We start from the raw sequence: 25,007 nt of genomic DNA on the forward strand, positions 1-25,007 counted from the left end.
TTAATATAATATTTGGATACAGACTCTGTTTTAAAATTTTATTTACTTACTCACATTGACCCAAGCCGCTGCCCTTGAAGCCTTCTCAAGTTCTTTTACATTCATACGGACAGCCGTATTTTCGGTACCGGCTGCGGGATATACCGTTTCCAGATTTCTTATAGATTCATCAATATAGACAGGAACCTCGGTCTTTAATCCGAAGGGACAGACGCCTCCTGCCGGATGGCCTATAAAACTTAAAAGCTGTTCTTCATTCATCATCTTTGTTTTGCAATGAAAGGCCTTTCTGAATTTTGCATTATCTATGCGGGCCGAGCCTGCAAGTAGGATGATTATAGGCTCTTCTTTTACCATAAAGGCTAGGGTTTTTACGATAAACTCGGGTGCACATCCTACCGCTTCCGCTGCAAGGTCTACGGTTGCACTTGAGGTATCGAATTCTATAATCCTGTCTTCCAATGAAAACTGCCTTAAATGTTCTCTTGCTTCTTTTAATCCCATTTATTTTACCTTTTAAATCCGCCTATATCTTCATTTAAGTATTTTAGAGCTTTTGCCTTATCCTTATCTTTTATGGCATAAATTATGTTCTCATGGTGTGAGCTAAAAGTCTTTTTTGTTATTTCTTCCCATTTTTCCCAATAATTTTGAATAAAAAAACGTGTCATTTTTTTCATTGTATGCTCCAAACTTAATAAGGCATGAGAATTATTATGTAATTTGAATAAGCCTATATGAAATATCGAGTTATTTTGCCACTCACTTACAGCATTTGTGTTGCTCAATTTTCTAGTATGTTCCAATAGATAATTTAATGTTTCATGATCGCAGCTCGCAACTTCTTTCCAGTTTTTTTCCAAAAAACCGCACTCCAGAACTAAGCGGTAGTTTAACATTTCTACAAGGTCTTCTTGTCGGAGCTTGATTAGTTCATATCCGTATCGCGGAATACTCTTAAAAACGTTTTCATTGCAAAGTTCTATTAGTGCATCTCTAATCGGTGCCCTGCTTATTTTTAAATACTTTTCTAAATCTGAAAGATTGATTATATCTCCCGGTTTGATTGTATTATCGGTTACGAGGTCATATATCTTTATGTAAGCATCCTGCTTTAAGGAGATTTTTATTGTTGTCAATTTATTGTTTGTCATATCAGATTTTCTATATAAGCTTCTTTACTTAAAGTTTTGCGATTAAAAATTATACTCGTCATATTATAGCATAACTTATGACATTAGTTCAATTGTTTTCATATTATATTATTTTAGATTATAAATTGTAAGAGGTTTAAGTCAAAAAAGCAAAGAAAATTTGAAAAAAATAAATTTTTTTGTTGACAGCCGGAAAATTCTGGTTTACAATATAGATATATCAATAATATATCAGTGATTGAATGATGTAAATGGAGGTCCTGATGTTATTGCAGCAATTAATTAATGGTTTAGTTATAGGAAGTACATATGCATTGGTAACCATAGGTTTTAACATGGTATATGGTGTGTTGGAGCTAACTAATTTTGCCCATAGCTCTTTTTATATGCTTGCAGCATATATAGGTCAATTCATTCTGCTAAAATTTTTTATGAATATATCGGTTCCTCTCGCTCTAAGCATAACCTTTTTAACTTCAATAATTATTACAGCTTTTTTGGGGGCCTTGATGGATAAGGTTGCTTTGGAACCTATAAGAGTAAAACGGGGAGCTCCTATTTCGTCTCTGATAAGCACTGTTGGTGTTCAGACAATAATTAATAACTCGGTGCTTTTAATTTTTGGCACTGTTCCCTTATATTTTCCGGATTTATTAAAGTTGGGTAAATTTACGATTGCCGGAGGAACAGTAGTACAATGGATACAGGTTATTATACTTGTTGTTACTTTAGTCATAATGCTTTTATTAACTTTTATTGTTACTAGAACGCGTTTGGGAAAATCAATGAGGGCTATTTCACAAAATCAAACAGCTGCAAGACTTATGGGAATAAATATAAATAGAGTTATAACTATTACATTTTTTATAGGAACAACAGTTGCAGGTATTTCGGGCTTGATGGTTGCAATGTATTATCAGCGAGTTGATACCTTAATGGGTGCCTCTGTCGGCTTAAAATCATTTGCGGCAGCAGTACTTGGTGGTATGGGATCTCTTCCGGGAGCCGCTGTAGGAGGGCTCCTTATAGGATTAGTAGAAACTCTTTTTGCCGCTTATGTAAGTTCCGGATATAGGGATATTGTTGCTTTTGTAATATTGATATTGGTTCTTCTTATTCGGCCCTCAGGCCTAATGGGCAAAAAAAATATAGATAAGGCATAGGAGTCGGTATGAAAAAAAAGTCGATTATCGTAGATAAAATAATTCAAGAAATAGCAAAAAATCAGATAATTGTTTTAATTATTCTGGGTGCAGCGGCAATATTTTTTCCGATTTTTATCGACAATAATTACTATCTTGGAATAGCAATAATGTTCTTTATATATTCAATATTGACCTTATCCCTTAATTTGATTACGGGGTATGTCGGATTTACACTTTTGGGACAAGCTGCATTTTTCGGTTTGGGAGCCTATGTTGCTGCAATACTGGGAACTCGTTTTCAAATTGATTTTATTGTCGGATGTGTAGCGGCTTCTTTATTTGCTGCTATTTTTGGGGCAATGCTGGCTCTGCCTACACTTCGTATAAGAGGCAGATATTTTGCGATTGTAACTTTAGGCTTTTCAGAAATTATGAGGATGATAGAGCTTAACTGGATGGATTTGACCAGAGGACCCCAAGGAATTTCCAGGATCCCAGGTATAGTAATTTTTGGTAAGGATTTCGACTCATATAGATTTAAGTACTATGTAGGACTTGTGCTTTTAATATGTGCTCTTTATATAATTAATTCAATTTTAAAATCAAAGCATGGCCGTGCTATACGTGCAATAAAAGATGACGATTTGGCTGCCGGAGCTATGGGAGTTAATGTGTACAAGTATACTGTCATTATATTTTCGATTTCGGCCGGTATTGCAGGAATGGCCGGAGCCTACTACGCTCATTATATGAGCTTTATTGATCCTAATGCTTTTAATTTTGAACAATCAATTTTAATTTTGTCTATGGCAATATTCGGCGGATTGGGAAGTTTGCCCGGAAGCATTTTAGGAGCCTTGGCTTTGACTATTTTACCTGAAGCTCTCAGATTTTTATCTGATTATCGTCAAATTATATATGGCTTTATATTGGTTTTGATAGTTATATTTAAGCCTTCAGGTATTATGGGAAAAGTGAATTTTGAAAGAATACGGTCCATAGCAAATATGGAAAAGGAGGACTTAAATGTCGAGTCCAATTCTTAAAATAATTGATGTAACTAAGCGCTTTGGAGGTATTACGGCTGTAGATAATATAAACATGTCGATATATCTTGGGAAAATTCAAGGAATTATAGGACCTAATGGAGCCGGAAAAACTACTCTTTTCAATTTAATATCAGGTATATATAAACCCTCATCCGGAAGTATTTACTTTTGTGATGATAATATAACTGCCTTGAAGCCTCATAAAATAAATGAAAAGGGAGTTGTGCGTACATTTCAAAATATACGTTTATTTAAAAATATGACAATCTTGGACAATGTAATGGTAGGGTATCACAATAGAGAAAGTGAGGGTGTATTTGATGCCTTATTTAAAAATAAAAGACATAAACTTGAAGAGAAAAAAAATAAAGATGAGGCTTTTAGACTTTTAGACCGTGTCGGGCTGCTTCATCTTAGGTATGAAATGCCTGATTCATTGCCTTATGGGTTGCAGCGTAAGTTAGAGATTGCTCGGGCTTTGGCTTCTGATCCTAAGGTGCTTATGTTGGATGAACCTGCTGCAGGTATGAATGAACAAGAAACAATCGAGTTGACTGAATTTATACGAAGTTTAAAATCTGAAGATATGGCTATCATGCTCATAGAGCATGATATGAAGTTAGTTATGAATCTTAGTGACAGTGTTTATGTTATAAATCACGGGTTAAAAATAGCGGAAGGCTCTCCTGAAGAGATAGTTAAAGACAAAGCCGTTATCAACGCTTACCTTGGTGAGGAGGATGTTTAGTGCTTTTAGAAGTTAAGGATTTGTATGTTAGCTACGGAGAAATAAAGGCAATACGCGGAATTAATTTTAATATTAATCGCGGTGAAATTGTAACGATCATAGGTTCAAATGGTGCCGGCAAAAGTACAACATTAAACAGTCTAGCAGGATTAATAAAACCTGCATCCGGGCAGGTTATGTTTGCCGGTGAAGATGTTACAAAATTAGAGTCTTATGAGCTGGTAAAAAAAGGGATATCTTTGTCTCCTGAAGGGAGACAAATATTTCCCAGAATGACGGTAATAGAAAATCTTGAGTTAGGAGGTTATTTTAGAACTAAAAATGAATTGGAACAAGGGAAAGAATTTGTTTTTGAACTTTTTCCGATTTTGAAAGAGAGAAGTTGGCAAGCCGGTGGAACCTTATCCGGAGGTGAGCAGCAAATGCTTGCAATTGGGAGAGCTTTGATGGCATCACCTAAGATATTGATTCTTGACGAGCCTTCACTAGGTCTTGCTCCTATAATTGTTAAAGAAATCTTTAAAATGATTAGGAGAATTAGAGATGAAGGAATGACGGTTTTATTAGTTGAACAAAATGCAAAAATGGCTCTATCTATTTCCGATAGAGGATATGTGCTTGAAACCGGAAAAATAAGATTGGAGGGTAAGAGCAAAGAACTATTAAACAATGAAGAAGTCCACAAATTATACTTAGGAGGAATATAGTGGCCATAACAAATGTAAAACGGAAAAGCAGCCCCGCTTTAGATGGGCAACGTAATATATGTCAAAGAAGAGCGGCTACTATCAGTAATATGATAAAGTGTGCAGCTGAGCGCGGACTTGATAAGCAATTTGCAAGAGATGCAATCTACAAGTACGGGCAAGACATTGCGGCAAGTATGAAAGAATCTCTAAATGAAAAATTTACTATTGATGAGTTCCTTGAAGTATTTGCTTCGCAGCCTCACTTTGATATTTATGAAATGGAAGTCGTAAAAAAAACGGAAGATATGTTCTTGATTCATTTTAACTATTGTCCCTATGTTGAAGAATGGCTAAAGCAGGGGTATTGTGATGATGAACTTTCTGAGTTATGCGACATAACAATGGAAGGCGACAAAGCTATCGGAGATTCTTTTCCTGGTTTGAAATTTACACTTGGAAAAACAATAGCTCAAGGTCACTGTGTATGTGAATTATTATTTGAAAAAATAAAGGAGAAATAAAAATGAAAAAAATAAGGAATTCTATTTTAGGTTTATTAAGTGTTGTATTGATACTAAATTCTTGTACAGGAAAAGATGAAACAAAGACGGCTGAAGATAAGTCAAAAAAGCCTATTTATTTTGCATGGTACGGACCTTTAACCGGAGATGCAAAACAATATGGTGATACCGAAAAGATTGCTGTAGAACTTGCTTTAAAAGATATCAATGATGTGGAAAAGGGTGTTCTAGGCGGAAGAAAAATTGTTGTCGATTTTTATGATGATAAAAATGACGCAAAAGAAGCGGTTAATATTGCAAATAAGATTGTTGCAGAAAAGAAATATATTGCCGTTGTAGGCGGCTTTGGTTCTACACCTTCAATGGCTGCAGCTCCAATATATGAAAAAGCAAAGATTATCAATTATTCACCGACTTCCTCACATGCCGACTTTTCCTCATTAGGTAAATTTATGTTTAGAAATACACCTACACAAGAAATTGAGACTAAACAGTATGCAGACTACGTTTATACAAAACTTGGGATTAAAACTGTTGCAATTCTTAATGTAAATGATGATTGGGGAAATAATATTGCAAAAATATTTACTAACCAGTTTATAAAACTTGGTGGAACAATAACCGATCGCCAAACTTATATACCTAACCAGACATCTGATTTTACTCCAATGATATCCAAAGCGAAAACTACAAATCCTCAAGCATTTTTTCCTGTTGCCTACTATCAAGACTCTGCAAATATAGTTCGTCAGGCAAAAAACTTGGATTTTAATGTTCAAATGATTCTTTCAAGTTCTACATTAAAACAAGAGCTTATTGATTTAGCAGGAGATATTGTTGAAGGTGCTTTTATTATGAATGCATATTCGCCCGATATAAACACTCCGGAATTTATCCGTGTAATTGGAGAATATACAAAGATGACAGGCAAACAAGGCGATGCTTTCGTAATGCAGACTTATGATGTTGTTAAGCAGATAGCTGCAGCTATAAATATGGCTAATAGCGATGACCCTGTGGTTGTAAGAGAAACATTAGCTAATATGAAAGGCTATAACGCATTGTCGGGACCGTATAATATGAACGAGTTGGGAGATGCTGTTAGATCACTTGTTCCTATGTTTATTAAAAATGGTAAATTCGTCAGGATTACCGATTAAGGAGCTCCTATGAAAAAAATATTAAATAAACCTGAAGATTTTGTAGATGAGATGATTGAAGGAATTTTGCATGCTTATCCTAATAAGATAACTGCACTAAATGGAGACAGGCGAGTCATCGTAAACAAAACAAAAAAAGAAAACAAGGTCGGTATAGTTACTGCAGGCGGAAGCGGTCACTTACCTGTCTTTCTCGGGTATGTAGGAGATGGCATGCTGGATGGATGTGCTGTAGGAAATGTTTTTGCTTCTCCCTCCGCAAATAAAATGTATGAGATGATTAAAGCCTGTAACTTTGGTAAGGGAGTTTTATGCTTATACGGAAATTATGGAGGAGACAAGCTTAATTTTGAAATGGCTATGTCTATGGCCGAAATGGATGGTATAGAAGTAAAAGAAATAAGAGTAATGGATGATATTGCTTCTTCACCCCTTACGGCAAAGGATAAAAGGCGGGGTGTCGCCGGAATGGTGTTTGCTTATAAAATAGCCGGAGCCGCAGCACAAAACGGCTATGACCTTGAAAAACTTATTTCGGTTACCGAAAGAGCTCTTGATAACATGCGTACAATGGGAATAGCTTTATCTCCATGTATAGTACCTGAAGTAGGTAAGCCTACATTTTCGATCAATGAAGATGAGATGGAAATAGGAATGGGCATTCATGGGGAAGTAGGTATAGAAGTTTCAAAGATAAAAACTTCAGCCGAGGTTGCAAAAATGATTTTTGACAAAATTGCAACAGAGCTTTCTTTTTCGGGCGGTGATGAGCTTGCCGTAATGATTAACGGTCTCGGTGCTACCCCGCTTGAAGAGTTGTTTATTATCTATCGGGATTTATTTAATATTTTAGACGGATTGGGGGTAAAAGTAGTGAGCCCTCACATAGGAGAATTTGCAACTTCCATGGAGATGGCAGGGCTTTCAATTACGATTATGAAATTAGATGATGAATTAAAGACCTTGCTTCTCCATGATGCAAACACCCCCTTTTATACTAATGCCAATAAGAAGTAGGATGCCGACATGATTACAAAAAATATAATTCTGAATGCATTATCTGAAATAGCAAAAACTATGGATGATGAAAAGGATTATTTAATTGAGCTTGACCAGCAAAATGGAGACGGAGATCTGGGCCTTTCTATGAGCGCCGGGTTTAATGCTGCACTTAATGCTTTTAAAGATGACTCCGGAGAAGATTTAGGTATGGCAACCCTTAAGGCTGCTTTTGCTTTTAATGAAAAAGCTCCTTCAAGTCTTGGAACTATAATATCCTTTGGATTGATGGCTTTAGGAAAAAGCTTTAAGGGCAAAACAGAATTAAGCGAAGAGGATCTTGCAATAGGTTTTTCAAAATTTAACGAAGAGGTTATGAATAAGGGGGGCGCTAAGCCTGGAGAAAAAACAATACTAGACGCCCTTGTTCCTACCGAAAAATACATTCGCGAAAATTTAGGAAAAATTTCAAATGTGGATCTTATAAAGGGTGCGGAACAGACTGCAAAAGAAGGTTCGGAATCAACAAAAAGTATGAAATCCGTTCATGGTAGAGCTGCTTATTATGCGGAAAAAAGTATTGGTGTGCTTGATGGAGGTTCCTATGTAGGATACTTAGTATTCAAAGCTTTAAATAAATACCTGAAGGATAAGTAGTTTAAGAGGTGTTAGGTATGAAAGAAAAAAGAAAATTGGTTTTGGATACCTTTGATAATAAATCTGTTTCAAGGGTTCCGGTTGGGTTTTGGTGGCATTTTGCTGATGAGTATAGGCAGTTCCGAGGTTTGCTGGATGACGGAATTATTCAAGCAACAATTGACGGTACAAAAAAAATGTATGATGATTTAAAGCCGGACATGGTAAAAATAATGTCAGACGGTTTTTTCGGACATCCGTCAATAATGGAAAACGATATTAATAGTATTACCGACATTAAAAAGATAAAATCGATAGGAAATTCTTCACCATGGTACGATAAACAAATTGATATGGTTAATGAAATCTTAGCGCACTTTGACGGAGAAGTTGCTGCGTTTTACAATATTTTTGCTCCTCTCAACTATATCAGATTGTATACAGAATGTTATAAAAAACAGCCGGATTTGTTTGTTAAGCTTTTTTTTGAAGATCCGGATGCTATGTTGAATGCTTCCTTAGAAATTGCAGATGACTTGATTATTCTTGCAGATAAACTTAAAAGCAAAACAAAACTTGACGGAATTTATTACAGTGTTCAAAGTGTTCAGTCGCAAGATGCAGATCTAAAATTCCATCAGAAATATGTTTTGCCTTCTGACAAAAAAGTTCTTGATAAAATAAACGCTCTTTGGGACAATAACATTCTTCATATCTGCGGTTATGCTGATTATACAAATAATTTATCTTTCTATAAAGATTATAAAGCTAAGGTTTATAACTGGGCTGTAAATACGGAAAAACTTTCTTTGGCAGAAGGAAAAAAATTCTTTGGAAATGCCTGTGTTTTGGGCGGCTTTGATAATAACAGGGGTACCCTTATTGATGTAGGCCCGGATATCGAGATTGAAAACTGCGTTGAGAAATTGATAAAAGAAGCCGGTACTACAGGCGTTATTATCGGTGCAGATTGCACTATTGCTCCAGAAATAGGATATAAAAGACTTGCACAAGTAAGAAGCTTCGCTGAAAAGCATAGTAAATAAAGCTCCTCCTATTGTAATTGAACAGCCGGCTTTGCATATTTGCCGGCTGTTCTCCCATTTACTTCCTCCTTAAAAGATAGACAAAAAAAGGACCGCCGACCAGGGCCATCAGGGTACCGACCGGTAATTCTATCGGGGCCGCTATTGTGCGGGCAAAGGTGTCGGCGATGAGCAAAAATATTCCTCCGTTTAATATTGAAAGAGGTAAAAGATATTTGTAGTTTGGGCCTGTGATAAGCCGCACAATGTGGGGAATTACAAGGCCTACAAAGCTTATGACCCCGACAAGGGAGGTGGAAATAGCCGCCAAAAAAGAGGCTGTAAGCGAAATTAAAATTCGGCTCCTTGTGATGTTTAAACCTAAACTGCCTGCCTTTTCGTCTCCGAATAAGAGGAGGTTGGCGGGGCGTATGGCTGCAAGGGCGGCGGCAAGGCCTATGAGGGAGTAGGGCAAGATGAGCTTCACGTCATACATACTGCGCCCGGAAAGGTTTCCGCTAAGCCAGAGCATTATGTTTTGAATCTTGTCGCTGTTTAAGATTGTGATAAGGTAGCTTACTCCCGCAAAAAAAGCGTTGACTGCAACACCTGCCAAAATAAGTCGGACGGTTTTTACTCCGCCCTTCCATGCCAAGAGGTAAACCAAGACTGCCGCACCCATTGCTCCTATAAATGCAAAGAGGGGGGCTGCCGTAACAAATTGCGGAAAAATCAAGAGGGCCAGTAAGAGGCCTAACTTTGCTCCGCTCGAAATGCCTATTATCCCGGGGTCTGCCAAAGGATTTTGAATAACCGCTTGGAGAAGAGCTCCCGAAGCTGCAAGGTTGGCTCCGACTATGAGGGCCAAAATAATTCTTGGAATTCTTATATCCCAAATAATTATTGTAAAATCTGAAGCTTCATTAAAAAATATGATTTTTATTATTTCATTGACGGGAATCTTTGTGCTGCCGAAATAGATTGCGGCCAAAACGGATATTGCCAGAAGAACACAGGAAATAAAGAGAAAGATGAGCATTTTTCTTCGGCGTTCTTCCAGCATTTTTTTTACCTTTTGGAATTTAGTTTTCGGTTTCTCCGTAGATTATTTCTTTTAAATTCTCGACAGCATTCATTATTCTGATGTTTCGTGAAACGGTGTATAAATTACTGTCCAGGTCGTAGATTTTGTCTTCTTTTACGGCCTTTACCTTCTGCCAAATTTCGTTTTTTGCAAACTCGGTTCTAAGGCTTTCGGCTGTGTCTTCGGCCTTTGTGTGGGTTAATCTTATGATTACGTCGGGCTGATGTTTTACGATTTCTTCTATGTTTACGGGAACATAGGTTTTGTCGAAGTTTCCGATATCGTTTGCGATGTTGTGAATCTTCAAAACTTCCATTAAGCTTCCCGTATAGCAGAGTTTTGTTCCCATCATCAATTTTTTGGGAGAACCTAAAAGCATCAATACCTTGGGGCTTTTTTTGCCGTGAACGGATCGGCGTACTTCAAGGGTTTTCGCTTCGATGGTTTGAATTACATGCTCGGCTTCTTTTTGTTTTGAGGTAAGTTCGCCTAAATGTCTGATTGTGCTTAAACATGCTTCATAGGAATTTAAATCGACATATTCCGTTTTTATGTTTTGGTTTTGAAAAAGCTTATCCAATGTAGGTTTTGAACCCAGGGAGGCGAGATAAATGTCGGCATTTAATCTTTTGAGAACTTCAAGATCCGGCTGCATGGGCTTTCCGATTTTTTCGGTCTTTGCATAAAGCTCGGGCATAGGATGTCGGCTTGAAGGAACGCCCACAACATTTTTATAGCCTAGGTCGTCCAAAATTTCGACTATGGACATGGTACCTGCAATAACACGAGGTCCTGCTTCAGCTATTGTGCGGTCGGGTAAATCCTTTTTATCTTGCTCAAAAAAATTATTGATTTTTGAACAGCTTACGATAAATAAGGCTAAAACAAAAATGAGTGCAAAAAATTTATTTGTTTTCATAGGGAGGTATTCTAATGGTATAGGCAAAAAAAATCAAGCCCGGCAGAAAACGTAGAGAACGCAAAGACTAATGAAAGACCGTCTTACTAAAGATACCTTCAAAACCTTTGCGTTCTTTGCGAGCTTAGCGGTTTAGTTTAAAAAACGGCAATTTATGAAGAACTTCCTATTTCTTTTTGAGATGAAGTTCCGGTAAGTTCGGCTTGGCATCTCGAACCAAGGCTGCTTTGTTTTCGTTTTGGATTTCTTGGTAGATTTCTTCACGAAAAACCTTGACCGAAGCCGGCGCATCCACTCCGATTTTTACCTGATCGCCCCGAATATCGATTATGGTGATTTCTATATCGTCACCGATAAGGATTTTTTGGTTTGTTTTACGGGAAAGTATGAGCATCAGTTCCTCCCCGCCGCATTCAATTCGGCAAGAATATCGTGTTTGGTATTCCATTTTCCGTCATTTAAGACAGCCTGAAAAGCCTTTTTATTTTTTTTGTTTATGATGAGAGGACCCTGCAGGTTTGCGGTAATGGGACCTCCCGCAGGCGGAATGGTAACAAGGGCAAAAACCAAGAGGTCTGTAGGAGACTCTGCTTCAATAGGTTTTAAAAGCTCATCATCTATATCCAGCTCATAATCCGGCCTAAACAAAAAGGGATCTATAACGATGAAGGCTAAATTTTGATCATCAAGGGATTGAACCCAAAAGAAAGGCTCCTTATCGGAATCCAACAAGGCATATTTATGAAATTCTTCAAATCCGTAAAATCCGTCAACCAATTCAATTATCTGTTCATCTTGAATATCAACAAGCCCCATAGCTTTTGTCTTAATTTCCATCTTAAATTCCATCCTATCGTAAGTAGTTTAAAAGAGAATCTCTGTAAAGCCTTCCCAATACGCTTAAAGAAGCTTGATGAGTGTGTTCAAACATCTTTAAGTCGGTTATCGCCTTTGTAATGTCAAGGTCGGCTTCCCGAGATTCTGCTGCAGTTACATTTAATGTCTGCGTGTCAATGCGTGCCAATATGACCTCTGCTCTTGCATACTTGGAACCTGTTTCGGCCATCCTTGTAGTAAGATTATGTATACCCTCATCGAGACTTCCCAAAATCTTTCCGCCCAAGGCTTCTTGATCGCCCGAAAGAAAGGCATCGCGCACGGCAATGGCTGCATCAAAAAGAGAGCCTCCCGAAACGCGTACCGAATTTGCCAAATTATAGGGAGGTCTTTGCTCGGCCTTTATCAAGCCCAGTTCCGATAAAACTGTGCTTCCTTCGGCATCTCTCAGCCAAAGCTGGCGGGCATCGGTGGTTGTTAAGTTTAAACCGCTTGTAATTGGGTCAAGACTTGCCTTTACGGCTGCTCCCGAATCGTTTATCTTTGAGATAATTGCATGAACATTGTCTCCTGCAATTAAAGGAATTTCAACCCCGTCAACCTCGATGCTTGTGTCTTCCTTTATGACAAAGTTGCTTGCATCAGTTTCCGAAATAAGAATTTGCTGTTCGGCCCAAAATACCCTGTTTCCGGCCTGATCTGCCCTCATAAAAGAAAGCTCGTCGGTTTCTATTTCTTTTGAATCGACTGTGCCGTTATATCTAACCTGAGTTATAAGGGCTGAACCTGCTCCGTCCACATCTCCCATTACGGTTTCAAAGGGTTCGGTAAAGCTCTTGGTTCCCGAAAAAACTCTGACTCCGTCTGAATTGACGGCATTTCCGTTTTGGACTAGTTCTTTTAAAAGTTCATCAGCCTCGGCTGCCATGTCCTTTAAGTCGTCCGGAGTATAGGTTCCGTTTGCTCCCTGTACGGAAAGTTCTCTTAATCTTTGCACAACTTGAAGCGAATTATTCATATAGGTTTCGGCCGCCATATATTGATCTCGCAAGGTCTTTGTGTTTTTTTCGAACCTTTCGAGGCGGGCCAGGAAGGACTTGTACCTTACCGAGTGTCCTGCAGAAACAGGATCATCTCTAAGTTGGGTTATCCTTCGCTGAGACTGAATCTGATTGTTCAGATTGTGAAGCCTCGACTCCTGATTGCGCATCGAAAAATTGCTGTCCGTATGCTGAATATTTGTACTAATTCTTTTCATCATATTCTACTCCAAAAAGGCTAAACACCCAGCCTGTTTATAACGGTATCGATCATTTCGTTGATGACCGAAACAAACCTTGCAGATGCATTATATCCGTGCTGGAATTTGATAATATCCGATAGTTCTTCATCTATGTTTACGCCCGACACGGAATCCCTCATATCGTGTAATTCCTTTACGATAGCAATCTGTGTATTTAGACTCATTTCTGCCTGCTCGCCCTTTAGACCGATTTCGGTTACGGTGTCGGCAAAAAAGTCGTCAAAGGTGGCTGAGCGTCCTACCATAACGGGCGTATTTCTGATTGCGGCTATTGCAAGGGCTGCCCTATTGTCTCCCGGATAGGCGACACCTTCAGGGCCCTTATAACCTGCGGCGATATTCTGTATATCGTTTTTGATTACGGGGTTCATTTCCATCCAGCCTGAAGGATGGGCTATGGGAGAAACCGCATATTGGGCTCCGGCCAATACGTCAACAGCATTTAGCCTTCCCCAGTCATAGGCTCCTTCCGGCCCGGCCTGAGAAAGCACGCCCGAATAGCCTGCCAAAAATCTTCCCGAATCCTCGATATGGCGGATAACAAAGTCGGGGTTTTCCTTGTCGAGGCTGGTCATACCCTTTAAAACAAGTTTATTGTTTTGGTCGAGGTAGGCCGCCACTTCGGAACCGGATCTATTGATTCTTTCTACAAGGTCCGAAACCATGTCCGTCGAATAATAGGGAACCTGCACAAGGCCGTCTCCCGAAGAAAGGGTCAAAGTTCCTTCCAATCCTATTTGTTCTCGAGGATCAAGGATGTTTGTGCCCGTAATTCTAAAAATATAGGAAGAATCCTCTTCTCCGTCTCCGTTTCTGTCAAAGTTACCGAGGGTATTGTTTATAAAGTATTGCTCTTTAAAAAAGTCGATGCCTGTTTTTCCGTTGGGGCTCATGGCATTTCTGTGGACATCGTTTACCAGATCGACAAAGTTCATTGTCATGGTATCGAGTTTTCTGATTTCGTCCCGAATATCCACATCTCTCAGCTCAATCAAGGCTGCCAGTTTTCCCGATTCAAAATGAGCCAAGTTGCCTGAATCGGACCAAACCACATCAGCATATTTATCGTTTTCAAGCGAAGCCTTAAAGTCAAAGGTTCTGTGAGTTCTTCCCTGCACTATTTCCAAACCTGCGGTATGAATTACATAGGTTTCATCTTCATCCCTCTTATCTACGGAAATGTCTATGAGTGAGGCAAGTTTTTCGGTTAAAAGGTCTCTTTTATCCATTAAATCGTTGGGATTGTCTCCCATAGCCTTAACCTTAACTATCTCTTCGTTTAGTTTGGCTATACGGCCCGTTATGTCGTTTACCTGCTTTACGGTCGCTTCTATATCGTCGTGAACCATGTCCCTTATGCCCTGCAAGCCTCTAAACTGATGATGAATGGCATCGGTTAAGGTTTCCGTTCGGGTACGCACAACCTGACGGGCTGCATCCGACTCAGGGTAGAGCGACAACTCCTGCCATGCTTCCCAAAATTGATCCATACGGCTTCTGACCGAAATATCTTCGGGTTCGTTATGAACTTGTTCTAAAAGTGCTATGTAGGAATTTCTTGTTTCCCAATAACCCAGGTCATCGGTAGTTCCGACTATTCTTTGGTCTAAAAGCTCATCCCGTAATCTGGTAATCGAACCTATGGTAACGCCCTGTCCTATTTGTCCCGGAGTTTCGGCTCTGGTTAAATCGGGCCTGTAAATGGGCTCAAAGGCTTCAAGGTTTACCCTCTGCCTCGTATATCCCTTTGTTGATGAGTTCGAAATGTTATGGCCTGCCGTTTGAATCGACTGCTGGTGAGCAAATAAACTTCTTTTTCCTAATTCTATTGCATCAAATGTCGCCATCTATACCTCCATCTTTTCTATAAGACCTCATTTAAAACGAGGCTTGTTATTTCCGTATTAACCCGCTTTCCTTCAGCTGTATAACACTTACCGTTTCTTTCTTCCGAAATAATATCGACCACGCCCTTAACCAAGGCTTGAGCGTGTGAAACATAATTTGAGAAGACGTCATTTTCAATCTTTGAGTAAAAAACTTTTTCTTTTAGTTTTTCATATAAAGAATCTATCTTTTTTTTATCCGATGAAGTAAATTGCTTTGTATGCATATAAAAGTCAAATTCTTGAGAATTATCCTCATCAGCCTGTAAAAGTCCATATAGTTTCTTATCCAAATTTGAAAATTTTACTGAAGCCTCATTTAAGGAACTCAAATTTTTTTCACTTTCCTGCCAGTCTCTATCCAAGACTCCTTGGTACATGGCCTTTTGTAATTCATAGATATTATCTATTAAATCGATTTGTTCATGTAAGATGTCTTTTATGTCTGCTGCAATTGAATGTTTTTCCATAACAATCTACTCCTCAGAACCAGTATCGGCATATAGAAAAAAAGCATTAGAGATTTTTTTATTTGATTTCATACAAAGAAGTAAAATTTTAGTTGACTCAAGCCGAAAATAAATGTATTATGGATAGTATGAAAAAGACTGTTTATTTTTTAGGCCTGTGCCTTGTTTTATTTTTAATAGTTTCATGTACTTCTGCACCTGAAACAAAGCCCGTTCCTGTTGTTGAAACTCCGGTACCGCAAGAAAAGCCTCAGGAGGTTCAAAAGCCCGCTGTTGTTGAAAAGCCTGTAGAAAAGGCAGAACCAAAGGTTGAAGCGGCAAAACCTGCCGATGAAGAGGTTGTAGCCCAATTTGAAGGCGTTTCGATTACCAAAAAGGACAAGGAAGTAGCAAAGTCCGAGATTGAAGAAGTCGTAAAAAAATTAAACGAGATAACTGCAAAAAAGGATTACGGACGCTGGAGATACTGGCTTTCGACAGAGTATATAAAAGAGTTTTCAAAGCCTGAGGTTTTGAAAAAGACCAGTGAAGGTCTTCCTGCTCATCTAAAAGGAAAGCAGTTAAAAAACATTGAAGATTATTTTTACTATGTTTTTGTACCCTCAAGGCAAAACGGAAGGGTAGATGACATTACTTATTTAACACCGACAAAGGTTAAGGTTTTCAAGATAGAGCCTACACGGACTCTGATATTTTATAACCTTGAAAAAATAGACGGCAGGTGGCTTTTAGTACCTTAATAGTATTTAAAAATAGAACTAAAAGTGAAAAAAGCCGATTTTACTACTTGACTTTACAATGAAAATGATTGAAAATAAAAGTATATGTACCAAACTAAGGGGGTAATTGGAAATGCGACGAAAGTCTTTAGTTTTTATAATGATGATATTATTTTTGGGATCAGCCCTAGTCTTTGCACAGGAGAAGAGCTCCGATTCTATGATGACCGTCGAAGAGGCTTATCTTAATTCGATGGAAGGCGTAATCCTTAGAGAGATGGTTCTTTCTGAAGGAAGGGATGCTAAGTTTGTAGCCTTACAGGTAATTGAAGAAGCTATTGAAGGCGGAAGAGTAACTCCCGAATTGCAGGAAGCTCTTGATACTCTTGCTACTGTAGGTCTTACTTCGGTTGTAAGGGAAAATGGAAGGGTTGCAAACAACTATCCCGATGTTAGAAGGGAAGCTTGCCGTCTTTTGGGAAAAGTTAAAAACGAGCAGGCAAAGAAGTCTCTTCTGACAGTTATGTACACCGATAATGAGCCGATAGTAATCATGGAAGCCGTTAAATCTTTAGGTGACTTAGGTTATAACAATAATGACGAAGTTGTAGACATGATAAACTTCATCAACCGAAAATTCGACATTATCAATCCTACAAGTTCCTTAGCCCTTGAAGTTCTCAATGCTTATGAAAAATTGGCTCCCACTGTAAAGAATAAGAGGGGCATGACTGAAAGTATTTTGAGAATTGCCAACAACTTTAACTACATAACACCTGTTAGAAACAGGGCTATGGAAGTGTTGAAATCAATAATGGCAGGACAAAATAAGAACTAAAATTTACCTAAAATAATGAAAGAGCTGATACTGGCTTCTGCATCACCCAGACGAAAAGAGATCCTCGATTCGCTGGGTGTTTTATTTTGTATTAAAACCTCAAATTTCGATGAATCTTCAATAAATGAAACAGATCCGGTAAAAAAGTGTATCTTAACTGCACGGGGGAAGGCTGAAAGCCTTTTTAAGACCTTTCCTCAAAGTGAAAGTCCTCAAAAGCTTATCTTGGCGGCCGACACCCTCATTTTTACCGAAAATGCTGTTGCTCCAAACACAAAAATAATCTTCGGTAAGCCTAAAAATAAAACTGAAGCCGAAATGATGCTTAAAAGCCACTCAGGAAGATCCCACTTTGTGGTGAGTGCAATCTGCCTGCTTGACTGCGAAACGGGCCTTATAAGCGAAAAACAAAATATCTCTAAGGTTTTTTTTAAACCTCTTTCCGATGAAGAAATTTCGGCCTATATAAAAACGAAAGAATGGAAGGATGCCGCAGGAGGCTATAAAATTCAGGGTAAGGCCTCCCTTTTTATCGACAAAATTGAAGGCTCTTATACCGGAATAGTAGGTTTGCCTGTCAGGGAGCTTTATGAGCTTTTGTCCGAAAAAGGCTTTATAAACCTCTTTTAAGCTGTCTAAGCACTATACAAAATCTTAAAAAAACTATATAATACGCCCATGCCGTTTTTTACGGTAAATATCCGGAAGGATGTCCTGCGTGGCCGGTCTTTGAGGCCGCTAACGGCCGGTAGTCTGTTCCGAGAAATAGAGAAGGCAGGAGCTTTTTAGCTCCAAAGGAGAATCACATGGCAGTAGTAACCATGAAGAACTTACTTGAATCAGGCGTACATTTCGGCCATCAAGTAAAACGCTGGGATCCGAGAATGAAAAAATACATTTTTTCGGAAAGAAACGGAATTCACATCATCGATTTGCAAAAAACAATCGTTGCAATCCGTGAGGCCTATGAGGCTGTCCGCAAGGCAACATCCGAAGGCAAATCGGTTTTGTTTGTAGGAACAAAAAAACAGGCCCAGCAGACAATTCAAAAAGAAGCCGAAAGATGCGGAATGTTTTATGTTAACAACCGCTGGCTCGGCGGAATGCTCACAAACTTTTCCACAATCAAAAAGAGTTTGGCTCGTCTTAAGAAAATCGAAAAAATGGAAGTTGACGGAACTTTCGATAACTTGACAAAAAAAGAAATTGCTTCTTTACAGAAAGAAAAGTCAAAACTCGAAAAAAACTTGGGCGGTATTAAAGAAATGAAGGACCTCCCCGGAATTCTCTTTATTATCGATACTCGAAAAGAAGAAATTGCTATCAGAGAAGCCCGCTCATTGGGCATTCCCATCATCGCTGTTGTAGATACCAACTGCAACCCTGAAGGCATCGATTATCCGATTCCCGGAAACGATGATGCAATCAGAGCTATTTCGCTTTTTACTGGCGTAATTGCTAATGCAGTTATCGAAGCCGACAACGAACACGGTCTTAAAATCATCGAAAACCTTCAAGAAGATGAAGAATCCGGTGATTCAGGCGTTGATCCCTATCAGGACAGAGAAGAAGAAATTACCGATTATTCCAATTACACTCCCAAAGATGAAGCTTCAGGCAGTGATGAGGATGAAGATGAAAATTCTCTCGTAAACGATGAGGATTTGTACGACGACAAATAAATATGAGCAAAAAGTTTTTATAGGAGATTCGATAAACAGTTCGGCAGAAATCCTGCCTCACTGTTTATCTTCGAGTTTTGTGCTTCGCACAAAACTTTGTTATATTTTATGCAGTTTGTAAACAAACTGCTTGAAAAAACTTTTTTTCGGAAGCTGAGACTTCCTGCAAAAAGTTTTTATAGGAGAATTTTATGGACATTAAAGCATCTGATGTAAAAGCATTACGCGATAAGACCGGTGCAGGTATGATGGAATGTAAAAAAGCCTTACAGCACTGCAACGGCGACGCAAAAGAAGCTGAAAAATATTTAAAAGAAAAAGGCTTGGCCGCTGTCGAAAAAAGAGCCGACAGGGTAACAAGTGAAGGTATTATCGTTATCAAAAACGACAATAAAAAAGCCGTTATGCTCGAAATGACCTGCGAAACCGACTTTGTTGCAAAAAATGCAGACTTTATCGCTGTCGGAGACGACATTGCAAATACTGCCTTTGATAAGGACATTGCTGAGGTTACACCCGAACTTAACGATAAGCTCTTGGATTTGGCTACCCGTGTACGCGAGAACATGAACCTTACACGCTTAATCAATGTAAAGGCCGGTGCAGACGAATACCTTTCACGCTATATTCACTCCGATAAAAAAACAGGTGTTATTGTGGTTTTAAAATCGGATAAGCCTGAAATCTTTGAAAAGACTGAGGTACAAGATTTTGCTTATGACTGCTGTTTGCATGCTGCCGCCTTTATGCCCCTCTATGTTAAAAAAGAAGATGTAGATGCAGCTTATATCAAAGAGCAGGAAGAAATCTTTAGAGGCCAGGTTGCCGAATTGGATAAGCCCGATAACGTAAAAGAAGGCATCGTTAAGGGAAAAATTTCAAAACACTTATCCGAAATCTGCTTCCTTGAGCAGGCCTTTGTAAAGGATGATAAGCTTTCCGTTTCAAAGAAAATGGCAGAGGTCGGCAAAGAAGCCGGCGGCTCCTTGAGCTTGTCAAAGCTTATAATTTTTCAGTTAGGACTTGGAATGTAAGTTAAGACCTTTTTAATGCTGCGGGGGACTCCTTGCAGCATTAATTCTTAATTGTTAAAATCAAAGATCGGAGGCAAAGATTATGATAGAAGAAGTTAAAAAGAATTGTGAAGAAAAAATGAAAAAAGCGGTTGCTGCATTAAAAGAAGAATTCAATATGCTGAGAACCGGACGGGCATCTTCTGCTCTTTTTGATAAGATAAGAGTAAATTGCTACGGAGAGTCCACTCCCCTTAACCAGCTTGCAAATATTTCTATCCCCGAAGCAAGGCTTGTAGTAATTCAGCCCTGGGATAAGGGCTTATTGGTCGAAATTGAAAAGGCCGTTTTACAGGCAGATTTGTCGGTTAACCCCACAAATGACGGAAAGGTTATACGCATTGCAATTCCGCCGCTGACCGAGGAAAGAAGAAAGGACCTTGCAAAAAAGGCAAAGACCATTGCCGAAAATTCGCGCGTTTCGGTCCGTAACATCAGACGTGACGGAATCGATGAGGCAAAAAAATTACAAAAGGACGGAAAGATAAGCGAAGACCAGCTAAAGACAGCTGAGGATGCCTTCCAAAAATCCACTGATGCCTACATTGCCGAAATAAACAAGGTGCTTGAAGCAAAAGAAAAGGAAATAATGGAAAACTAAATGTCCGATGACTTAAAACATATCGCCATTGTCATGGACGGCAATGGCAGATGGGCAAAAAAAAGAGGCCTTCCCCGATCTATGGGACATAAGGAAGGTCTTAATACGGTCAAAAGAATAACAAAGGCCGTATCCGATTTGGGGATTCCTTATATAACACTTTATATATTTTCTACCGAAAACTGGAAAAGAACGGAAACGGAGGTTGGCTTTTTAATGGGGCTTATTAAGCAGCATTTAAAAGCCGAGCTTAAGTTTTATGCCGATAATAATATACGCATAGAGCACATAGGCAATTTAAGCGGACTACCTCAAGATATTCAAGATGAAATTAATTCGGTAAGGGAGAGAACTTCCGCTTATACCGGAACTGCGATTGTGCTTGCCATAAATTATGGAGCACATGATGAAATTATAAGAGCAGTAAAGAAACTGAATTCCGATGAGCTTGCTTCTATAAATGAAGAGTCTTTTTCATCAAAATTGGACACCGGCTCTATTCCTCCTGTGGACCTGCTTATCAGAACCGGGGGAGAAAAACGGTTGAGTAATTTTTTGCTTTGGCAAAGCGCCTATGCGGAACTCTATTTTACGGATACCTTGTGGCCTGATTGGACGGTGGAAAATTTATATGAAGCAATAGAAGATTATAAAAAAAGAAACAGGCGTTACGGAAACGCCTAATGTAATAAAGGGAGAAATAAAATGAAAATTAAAAAAATTATTGAAAGGCTTATCATATTTTTTGTAGGAGCACCTTTAGTTTTAGCTTCAATTTATTTTTTACCTCATTATAATTTTTTAGTTTATCATATCGAATTGTTTATTGCAGCCCTTATTGCAAATTATGAGATATATAATATTTTGTCCCAAAGGTCTCCTGCCTATCCTAAAAAGATACTTGCTTTTTTCGGTGCAATTTTAGTTCTTTCATCATACCTCATAGGCTTACATGCCGTACCATTCTATTATATCTTTATAGTGTTCGGCTGCGTAATCGTGGGAATGATGTTTATGGAAATTATATTTTCATTATCAGGAAATTTTACCAATAGCATTGCCCGTCTTGCAACCGGAATGTTTATGCTGATTTATCCTTGGGGCTTGGCTGTCTATTTATCTGCAATTGCGAACCTTCCAAATGCAGGTGCCCTTATTATCATGTTTTGTCTTATGACCTTCGGCTGCGACTCCTTTGCATGGTTTTTCGGTATGCTCCTAGGAAAAAACAATAGAGGTTTTATTAAGGCCAGCCCCAAAAAAAGTGTTGCAGGTTTTATAGGTGGCTTCATAGGTTCCATTACAGCTGCCGTTGCTTCATTCTATTTTTTTAATAGACAATTTAACGGAAAATTAAGCGAGCTTATAATCATAGCTGTTTTTACGGCCTTATTTTCGATAATCGGAGACATAATAGAATCTATTTTAAAGCGTTCTGCAGACGTAAAGGATTCAGGTAAGGTAATTTTAGGGCGGGGCGGCATTCTTGACAGCATTGACTCCCTGCTTATAGCAGCCCCTGTATTCTATACCCTGTGTATGTTCTTATTAGGCGGTTTTTAATGGGCAAAAAACGGGTTATCGTCCTCGGTGCCGGAGGCTCAATCGGAAAAAACAGCTTGGAAGTAATAAGAAGATTTCCCGATAGGTTTGAGCTTGCAGGTTTTTCCGTGCATTCAAATTTGGAATTTGCAAAAACTATTCTTGCCGAATTTGAAGATGCACAATTTGTTTCTACAAAAAAAAACGATTCTAATTTAAAATACGAGATAGATGTAGAAGCTGTAAGGCAGCTGATCGAAAAATCAAGGGCCGATATAGTCATTAACGGTATAGCGGGTTCGGCAGGCTTAAAGGCTTCCGTCGAAGTTATAAAAAGCGGCTTGGATTTAGGCCTTGCCAATAAAGAAACCATAGTAGAGGCTGGTGAGCTGATTTTTAAAGATGCCGAAAAGTCGGGGAGTACAATAATTCCTGTCGACTCGGAACACGCTGCGATTTTTCAGCTTATAAATGCCCACAAAAAGGAGAACATCGAAAAGATTATAATAACCGCCTCAGGCGGCCCTTTTTTGCACAGTCCTAAGGAAAAGCTCGGCACAATGAAGCTTGAAGATGCCTTAAAGCATCCGACATGGAAGATGGGCGGAAAGATTACGATAGATTCAGCCTCTCTTGCAAACAAGGCCTTGGAAGTAATCGAGGCCGTAAATCTCTTTTCTTTTCCGCCTGAAAAAATCGAAGTTACGGTTCATCCTCAAAGTATAATCCATTCGATGGTGCAGTGTAAAAACGGTGAGATCTTTGCTCAAGCCTCTCCTCCCGATATGAAAAATCCTATTTTAAATGCTTTAAGTTTTCCCGATATGCCTGAACCTTTTTTAAAGCCCTTGGATTTTTCTCAAGCCATAAAACTGGAATTTATGCCTCCCAGAACCGATGACTTCCCCATGCTGGCTTTAGGATTTGAAGCGGCTAAAAAAGGCGGTGCCTATCCTATAGCCTTTAATGTTGCAAATGAAGAAGCCGTTGAGGCCTTTATGCAGGGAAAGATAGGCTTTACCGATTTAGCCGATATTACCCAAGAGGTTTTAAATTCGGATTGGACTATGAAACCTTCTTCTTATGAAGAAGTTTATGACTATGAAAACAGGGCAAGGGCTGTTGCCTTGGCAAGGATCCTTGCCCGCAACTCCTCTTGCAATAAGATTTATTAAGATGGGAAATTTATGATTAAGATTTTAATAGGTTTGATTATATTGAGCATCATGGTTTTTATCCATGAACTTGGACATTTTATTGCCGCAAAACTGTGCGGTGTTGTGGTCGAAAGTTTTTCGATAGGCTGGGGCCCTGTTCTTTTTAAAAAAAAGAAGGGAGACACCGAGTATAGAATTTCTGCAATTCCCATGGGAGGCTATTGCGGCATGAAGGGCGAAAAAGCCTTTCAGCAGGCCATCGAAGAAAACTTATCCGCAATTCCTAAAAAGGAAGGAGAGCTTTACGGTGTTCATCCTTTTAAGCGGATTATAATTGCCTTTGCCGGCCCCTTTGCAAACTATATAAGTGCAGTTCTTGCTCTTGCAATTGTAAGTGCCATAGGTTCAAGCTATTATACAAGTTCTAACAAGATAGCTCCCGTTTATTATTACAACGAAGCCGATGACTCTCCCGCCCGCGAGGCCGATTTAAAAATGGGGGATGTGATCTTAAGCATTAACGGCGAAAAAACCGAAACCTTTGCCGACATTGTGCGGCTCATAGTGCCGGAAGCAAAGGAAGAGGTTACCTTAAAAATAGAAAGGGATGGCCAAATCTTAACAAAAAAACTTAGGCCCAAGCTCGACCCAAAAACCGGAGCAGGGATAATAGGTTTTTATTCTTTTATTCCTCTTGAAATAGAAGGAGTAAAGCCTTCTTCTGCAGCCGAGCTTGCAGGGCTTAAAAAGGACGATCTTATTGTATCGGTAAACGGAATTGAAGTTGCCAATACTGTAGACCTAAACCGTGCCCTGGATGCGATAAACGAAAAAACAGCCGAATTAGGGATTTTAAGAAGCGGAAATAAAATCACAGCAACCGCGAGTCTTATCAGAACTGAAAACGGAATAGATCTGGGGCTGAATATAAAGAGCATCAAGGTTGAAATCCCCGGAACCGGATTTTTTAAAAGCATAGTGAACGGCTTTGTTTCGACTCATAAGAGTTTTATATTAACGTTTAAAAGTTTAAGTCTCTTGTTTAAGGGCGTTGACTTGAGGCAGGCCGTTTCAGGACCGGTTCGCATTACCCACATGCTGGGCGATGTCGCCTCCCAAGGTTTTAAGGCCGGTTTTTTAATCGGGCTTTCGGATATCTTAAACTTTGTAAGCATAATTTCTATTTCTCTTTTTATAATGAATTTACTGCCGATTCCGATTTTGGACGGAGGCTTAATTCTTTTCGCCTTTATAGAATTTATTTTTAGAAGACAAATTCATCCGAAGGTGTTGTACTATGTTCAGTTTATCGGCATAGCCTTTATCGGCATAGTTTTTATATTCGCCCTCTGGGGAGACATAGGATATTTTTTAGGAAGGTAAATTTTTTAATATGAAGAAGATTTGTTTTACCATTATAGTTTTTGTTTTGAGTATTTTTTTATTTTCTTGTAATGTAAAAAATGATGAAAAGATTGTTTCAGGTATTTTTGAAGGAAAGGCCGAAGGCTTAATGGGAAATATAAGCGTAAGGGTTGTGATAGAAAAAAACGAAATTAAAAATATAGATATCTTAGAGTATGCCGATACGCCCGGCTACAGCGATACCGTTTTTGAATACCTGCCTAAGAGGGTTATCGAGAAGGATTCTACGGATGTGGATCTTGTGGCCGGGGCTACCCTGACGAGTAAGGCTTTTTTAGAGGCTGTAAATGATGCTTTAAAAAAAGCCGGTATCCATGCCGAAAAAGAATAGCCCCTGTTAAATAA

General features: G+C 38.9%; 29 protein-coding genes. 20 read left to right on the forward strand and 9 right to left on the reverse strand.

What is annotated here, in order from left to right; genetic code table 11:
• Positions 1-42: 42 nt before the first annotated feature.
• Positions 43-504 carry a YbaK/EbsC family protein gene (locus tag E4O07_RS01995; RefSeq protein WP_253686997.1) on the reverse strand — a complete coding sequence of 154 codons (462 nt, stop codon included), beginning with the start codon at positions 502-504 and terminating at the stop codon, positions 43-45.
• A gap of 5 nt (positions 505-509) precedes the next feature.
• Positions 510-1,154: an FCD domain-containing protein gene (locus tag E4O07_RS02000; RefSeq protein WP_253686998.1), complete on the reverse strand. Its 645-nt coding sequence runs from the start codon at positions 1,152-1,154 to the stop codon at positions 510-512.
• Positions 1,155-1,417: 263 nt separating this feature from the next.
• On the opposite strand from E4O07_RS02000, the gene E4O07_RS02005 reads away from it, so the two are divergent.
• From E4O07_RS02005 to E4O07_RS02045, 9 genes are read left to right on the forward strand one after another with little or no spacing between them, the layout of a single operon-like run.
• Positions 1,418-2,317, forward strand: a complete 900-nt coding sequence (locus E4O07_RS02005) for a branched-chain amino acid ABC transporter permease (RefSeq protein ID WP_253686999.1) — start codon at positions 1,418-1,420, stop codon at positions 2,315-2,317.
• Between the two features lie 8 nt (positions 2,318-2,325).
• Positions 2,326-3,345, forward strand: coding sequence for a branched-chain amino acid ABC transporter permease (locus E4O07_RS02010; RefSeq protein ID WP_253687000.1), 1,020 nt, complete (start codon positions 2,326-2,328; stop codon positions 3,343-3,345).
• Positions 3,326-4,096 (forward strand): ABC transporter ATP-binding protein, encoded by a 771-nt coding sequence (locus E4O07_RS02015; protein ID WP_253687001.1) that lies wholly within the window; start codon positions 3,326-3,328, stop codon positions 4,094-4,096. The genes E4O07_RS02010 and E4O07_RS02015 overlap by 20 nt, the downstream gene beginning before the upstream one ends.
• Complete coding sequence (locus E4O07_RS02020; protein WP_253687002.1) at positions 4,096-4,803, forward strand: ABC transporter ATP-binding protein; 708 nt, start codon at positions 4,096-4,098, stop codon at positions 4,801-4,803. Before E4O07_RS02015 ends, E4O07_RS02020 begins: the two co-directional genes overlap by 1 nt.
• Positions 4,803-5,306: an L-2-amino-thiazoline-4-carboxylic acid hydrolase gene (locus E4O07_RS02025; protein WP_253687003.1), complete on the forward strand. Its 504-nt coding sequence runs from the start codon at positions 4,803-4,805 to the stop codon at positions 5,304-5,306. Before E4O07_RS02020 ends, E4O07_RS02025 begins: the two co-directional genes overlap by 1 nt.
• A 2-nt stretch (positions 5,307-5,308) precedes the next feature.
• Positions 5,309-6,466 carry an ABC transporter substrate-binding protein gene (locus tag E4O07_RS02030; protein WP_253687004.1) on the forward strand — a complete coding sequence of 386 codons (1,158 nt, stop codon included), beginning with the start codon at positions 5,309-5,311 and terminating at the stop codon, positions 6,464-6,466.
• Positions 6,467-6,475: 9 nt separating this feature from the next.
• Positions 6,476-7,483, forward strand: coding sequence for a dihydroxyacetone kinase subunit DhaK (locus E4O07_RS02035; protein ID WP_253687005.1), 1,008 nt, complete (start codon positions 6,476-6,478; stop codon positions 7,481-7,483).
• Positions 7,484-7,492: 9 nt separating this feature from the next.
• Entirely contained in the window at positions 7,493-8,122 is a 630-nt protein-coding gene (locus E4O07_RS02040) for a dihydroxyacetone kinase subunit L (protein WP_253687006.1), read from the forward strand.
• Between the two features lie 17 nt (positions 8,123-8,139).
• Entirely contained in the window at positions 8,140-9,147 is a 1,008-nt protein-coding gene (locus E4O07_RS02045; RefSeq protein WP_253687007.1) for a uroporphyrinogen decarboxylase family protein, read from the forward strand.
• 58 nt (positions 9,148-9,205) lie between these two features.
• Here E4O07_RS02045 and E4O07_RS02050 read toward each other — a convergent pair whose 3' ends face one another.
• The 7 genes from E4O07_RS02050 to E4O07_RS02080 form a co-directional block, all read right to left on the reverse strand.
• Positions 9,206-10,189, reverse strand: coding sequence for a FecCD family ABC transporter permease (locus E4O07_RS02050; protein ID WP_253687008.1), 984 nt, complete (start codon positions 10,187-10,189; stop codon positions 9,206-9,208).
• 19 nt (positions 10,190-10,208) lie between these two features.
• A complete protein-coding gene (locus E4O07_RS02055) occupies positions 10,209-11,129 on the reverse strand; it encodes an ABC transporter substrate-binding protein (RefSeq protein ID WP_253687009.1) in 921 nt (306 codons plus the stop codon).
• A 166-nt stretch (positions 11,130-11,295) separates the two neighbouring features.
• Positions 11,296-11,523, reverse strand: coding sequence for a carbon storage regulator CsrA (gene csrA / locus E4O07_RS02060; protein WP_253677025.1), 228 nt, complete (start codon positions 11,521-11,523; stop codon positions 11,296-11,298).
• Positions 11,523-11,966 carry a flagellar assembly protein FliW gene (locus E4O07_RS02065; protein ID WP_253687010.1) on the reverse strand — a complete coding sequence of 148 codons (444 nt, stop codon included), beginning with the start codon at positions 11,964-11,966 and terminating at the stop codon, positions 11,523-11,525. The genes csrA and E4O07_RS02065 overlap by 1 nt, the downstream gene beginning before the upstream one ends.
• Positions 11,967-11,979: 13 nt before the next feature.
• Entirely contained in the window at positions 11,980-13,227 is a 1,248-nt protein-coding gene (locus E4O07_RS02070; protein WP_253687011.1) for a flagellar hook-associated protein 3, read from the reverse strand.
• A 17-nt stretch (positions 13,228-13,244) separates the two neighbouring features.
• Entirely contained in the window at positions 13,245-15,116 is a 1,872-nt protein-coding gene (gene flgK / locus E4O07_RS02075) for a flagellar hook-associated protein FlgK (RefSeq protein ID WP_253687012.1), read from the reverse strand.
• Between the two features lie 17 nt (positions 15,117-15,133).
• Positions 15,134-15,625, reverse strand: coding sequence for a hypothetical protein (locus tag E4O07_RS02080; RefSeq protein ID WP_253687013.1), 492 nt, complete (start codon positions 15,623-15,625; stop codon positions 15,134-15,136).
• A gap of 128 nt (positions 15,626-15,753) precedes the next feature.
• Between E4O07_RS02080 and E4O07_RS02085 the strand changes: the two genes are divergently transcribed.
• The 11 genes from E4O07_RS02085 to E4O07_RS02135 all read left to right on the forward strand — a co-directional run bounded on the left by E4O07_RS02085 (position 15,754) and on the right by E4O07_RS02135 (position 24,993).
• The gene (locus E4O07_RS02085; protein ID WP_253687014.1) at positions 15,754-16,365 is read left to right on the forward strand and encodes a hypothetical protein; all 612 of its coding nucleotides are present in this window, start codon (positions 15,754-15,756) and stop codon (positions 16,363-16,365) included.
• 112 nt (positions 16,366-16,477) lie between these two features.
• Positions 16,478-17,182, forward strand: a complete 705-nt coding sequence (locus E4O07_RS02090) for a HEAT repeat domain-containing protein (RefSeq protein WP_253687015.1) — start codon at positions 16,478-16,480, stop codon at positions 17,180-17,182.
• 15 nt (positions 17,183-17,197) lie between these two features.
• Entirely contained in the window at positions 17,198-17,812 is a 615-nt protein-coding gene (locus E4O07_RS02095; RefSeq protein ID WP_253687016.1) for a Maf family protein, read from the forward strand.
• 176 nt (positions 17,813-17,988) lie between these two features.
• On the forward strand, positions 17,989-18,864 hold the full coding sequence (rpsB, locus tag E4O07_RS02100) for a 30S ribosomal protein S2 (protein WP_253687017.1): 876 nt from the start codon (positions 17,989-17,991) through the stop codon (positions 18,862-18,864).
• 191 nt (positions 18,865-19,055) lie between these two features.
• Entirely contained in the window at positions 19,056-19,898 is an 843-nt protein-coding gene (tsf, locus tag E4O07_RS02105; RefSeq protein ID WP_253687018.1) for a translation elongation factor Ts, read from the forward strand.
• Between the two features lie 82 nt (positions 19,899-19,980).
• Complete coding sequence (gene frr / locus E4O07_RS02110) at positions 19,981-20,538, forward strand: ribosome recycling factor (protein ID WP_253687019.1); 558 nt, start codon at positions 19,981-19,983, stop codon at positions 20,536-20,538.
• Complete coding sequence (locus E4O07_RS02115) at positions 20,539-21,222, forward strand: di-trans,poly-cis-decaprenylcistransferase (protein ID WP_253687020.1); 684 nt, start codon at positions 20,539-20,541, stop codon at positions 21,220-21,222.
• 21 nt (positions 21,223-21,243) lie between these two features.
• Positions 21,244-22,101, forward strand: a complete 858-nt coding sequence (locus E4O07_RS02120; protein WP_253687021.1) for a phosphatidate cytidylyltransferase — start codon at positions 21,244-21,246, stop codon at positions 22,099-22,101.
• The gene (dxr, locus tag E4O07_RS02125) at positions 22,101-23,255 is read left to right on the forward strand and encodes a 1-deoxy-D-xylulose-5-phosphate reductoisomerase (RefSeq protein ID WP_253687022.1); all 1,155 of its coding nucleotides are present in this window, start codon (positions 22,101-22,103) and stop codon (positions 23,253-23,255) included. The genes E4O07_RS02120 and dxr overlap by 1 nt, the downstream gene beginning before the upstream one ends.
• A 12-nt stretch (positions 23,256-23,267) precedes the next feature.
• Positions 23,268-24,620, forward strand: a complete 1,353-nt coding sequence (gene rseP, locus E4O07_RS02130; RefSeq protein WP_253687023.1) for an RIP metalloprotease RseP — start codon at positions 23,268-23,270, stop codon at positions 24,618-24,620.
• 10 nt (positions 24,621-24,630) lie between these two features.
• Complete coding sequence (locus E4O07_RS02135) at positions 24,631-24,993, forward strand: FMN-binding protein (protein WP_253687024.1); 363 nt, start codon at positions 24,631-24,633, stop codon at positions 24,991-24,993.
• The last annotated feature ends 14 nt before the right edge of the window (positions 24,994-25,007 follow it).

It is taken from the genome of Treponema sp. OMZ 798 (assembly GCF_024181385.1).
Classification (GTDB): domain Bacteria; phylum Spirochaetota; class Spirochaetia; order Treponematales; family Treponemataceae; genus Treponema_B.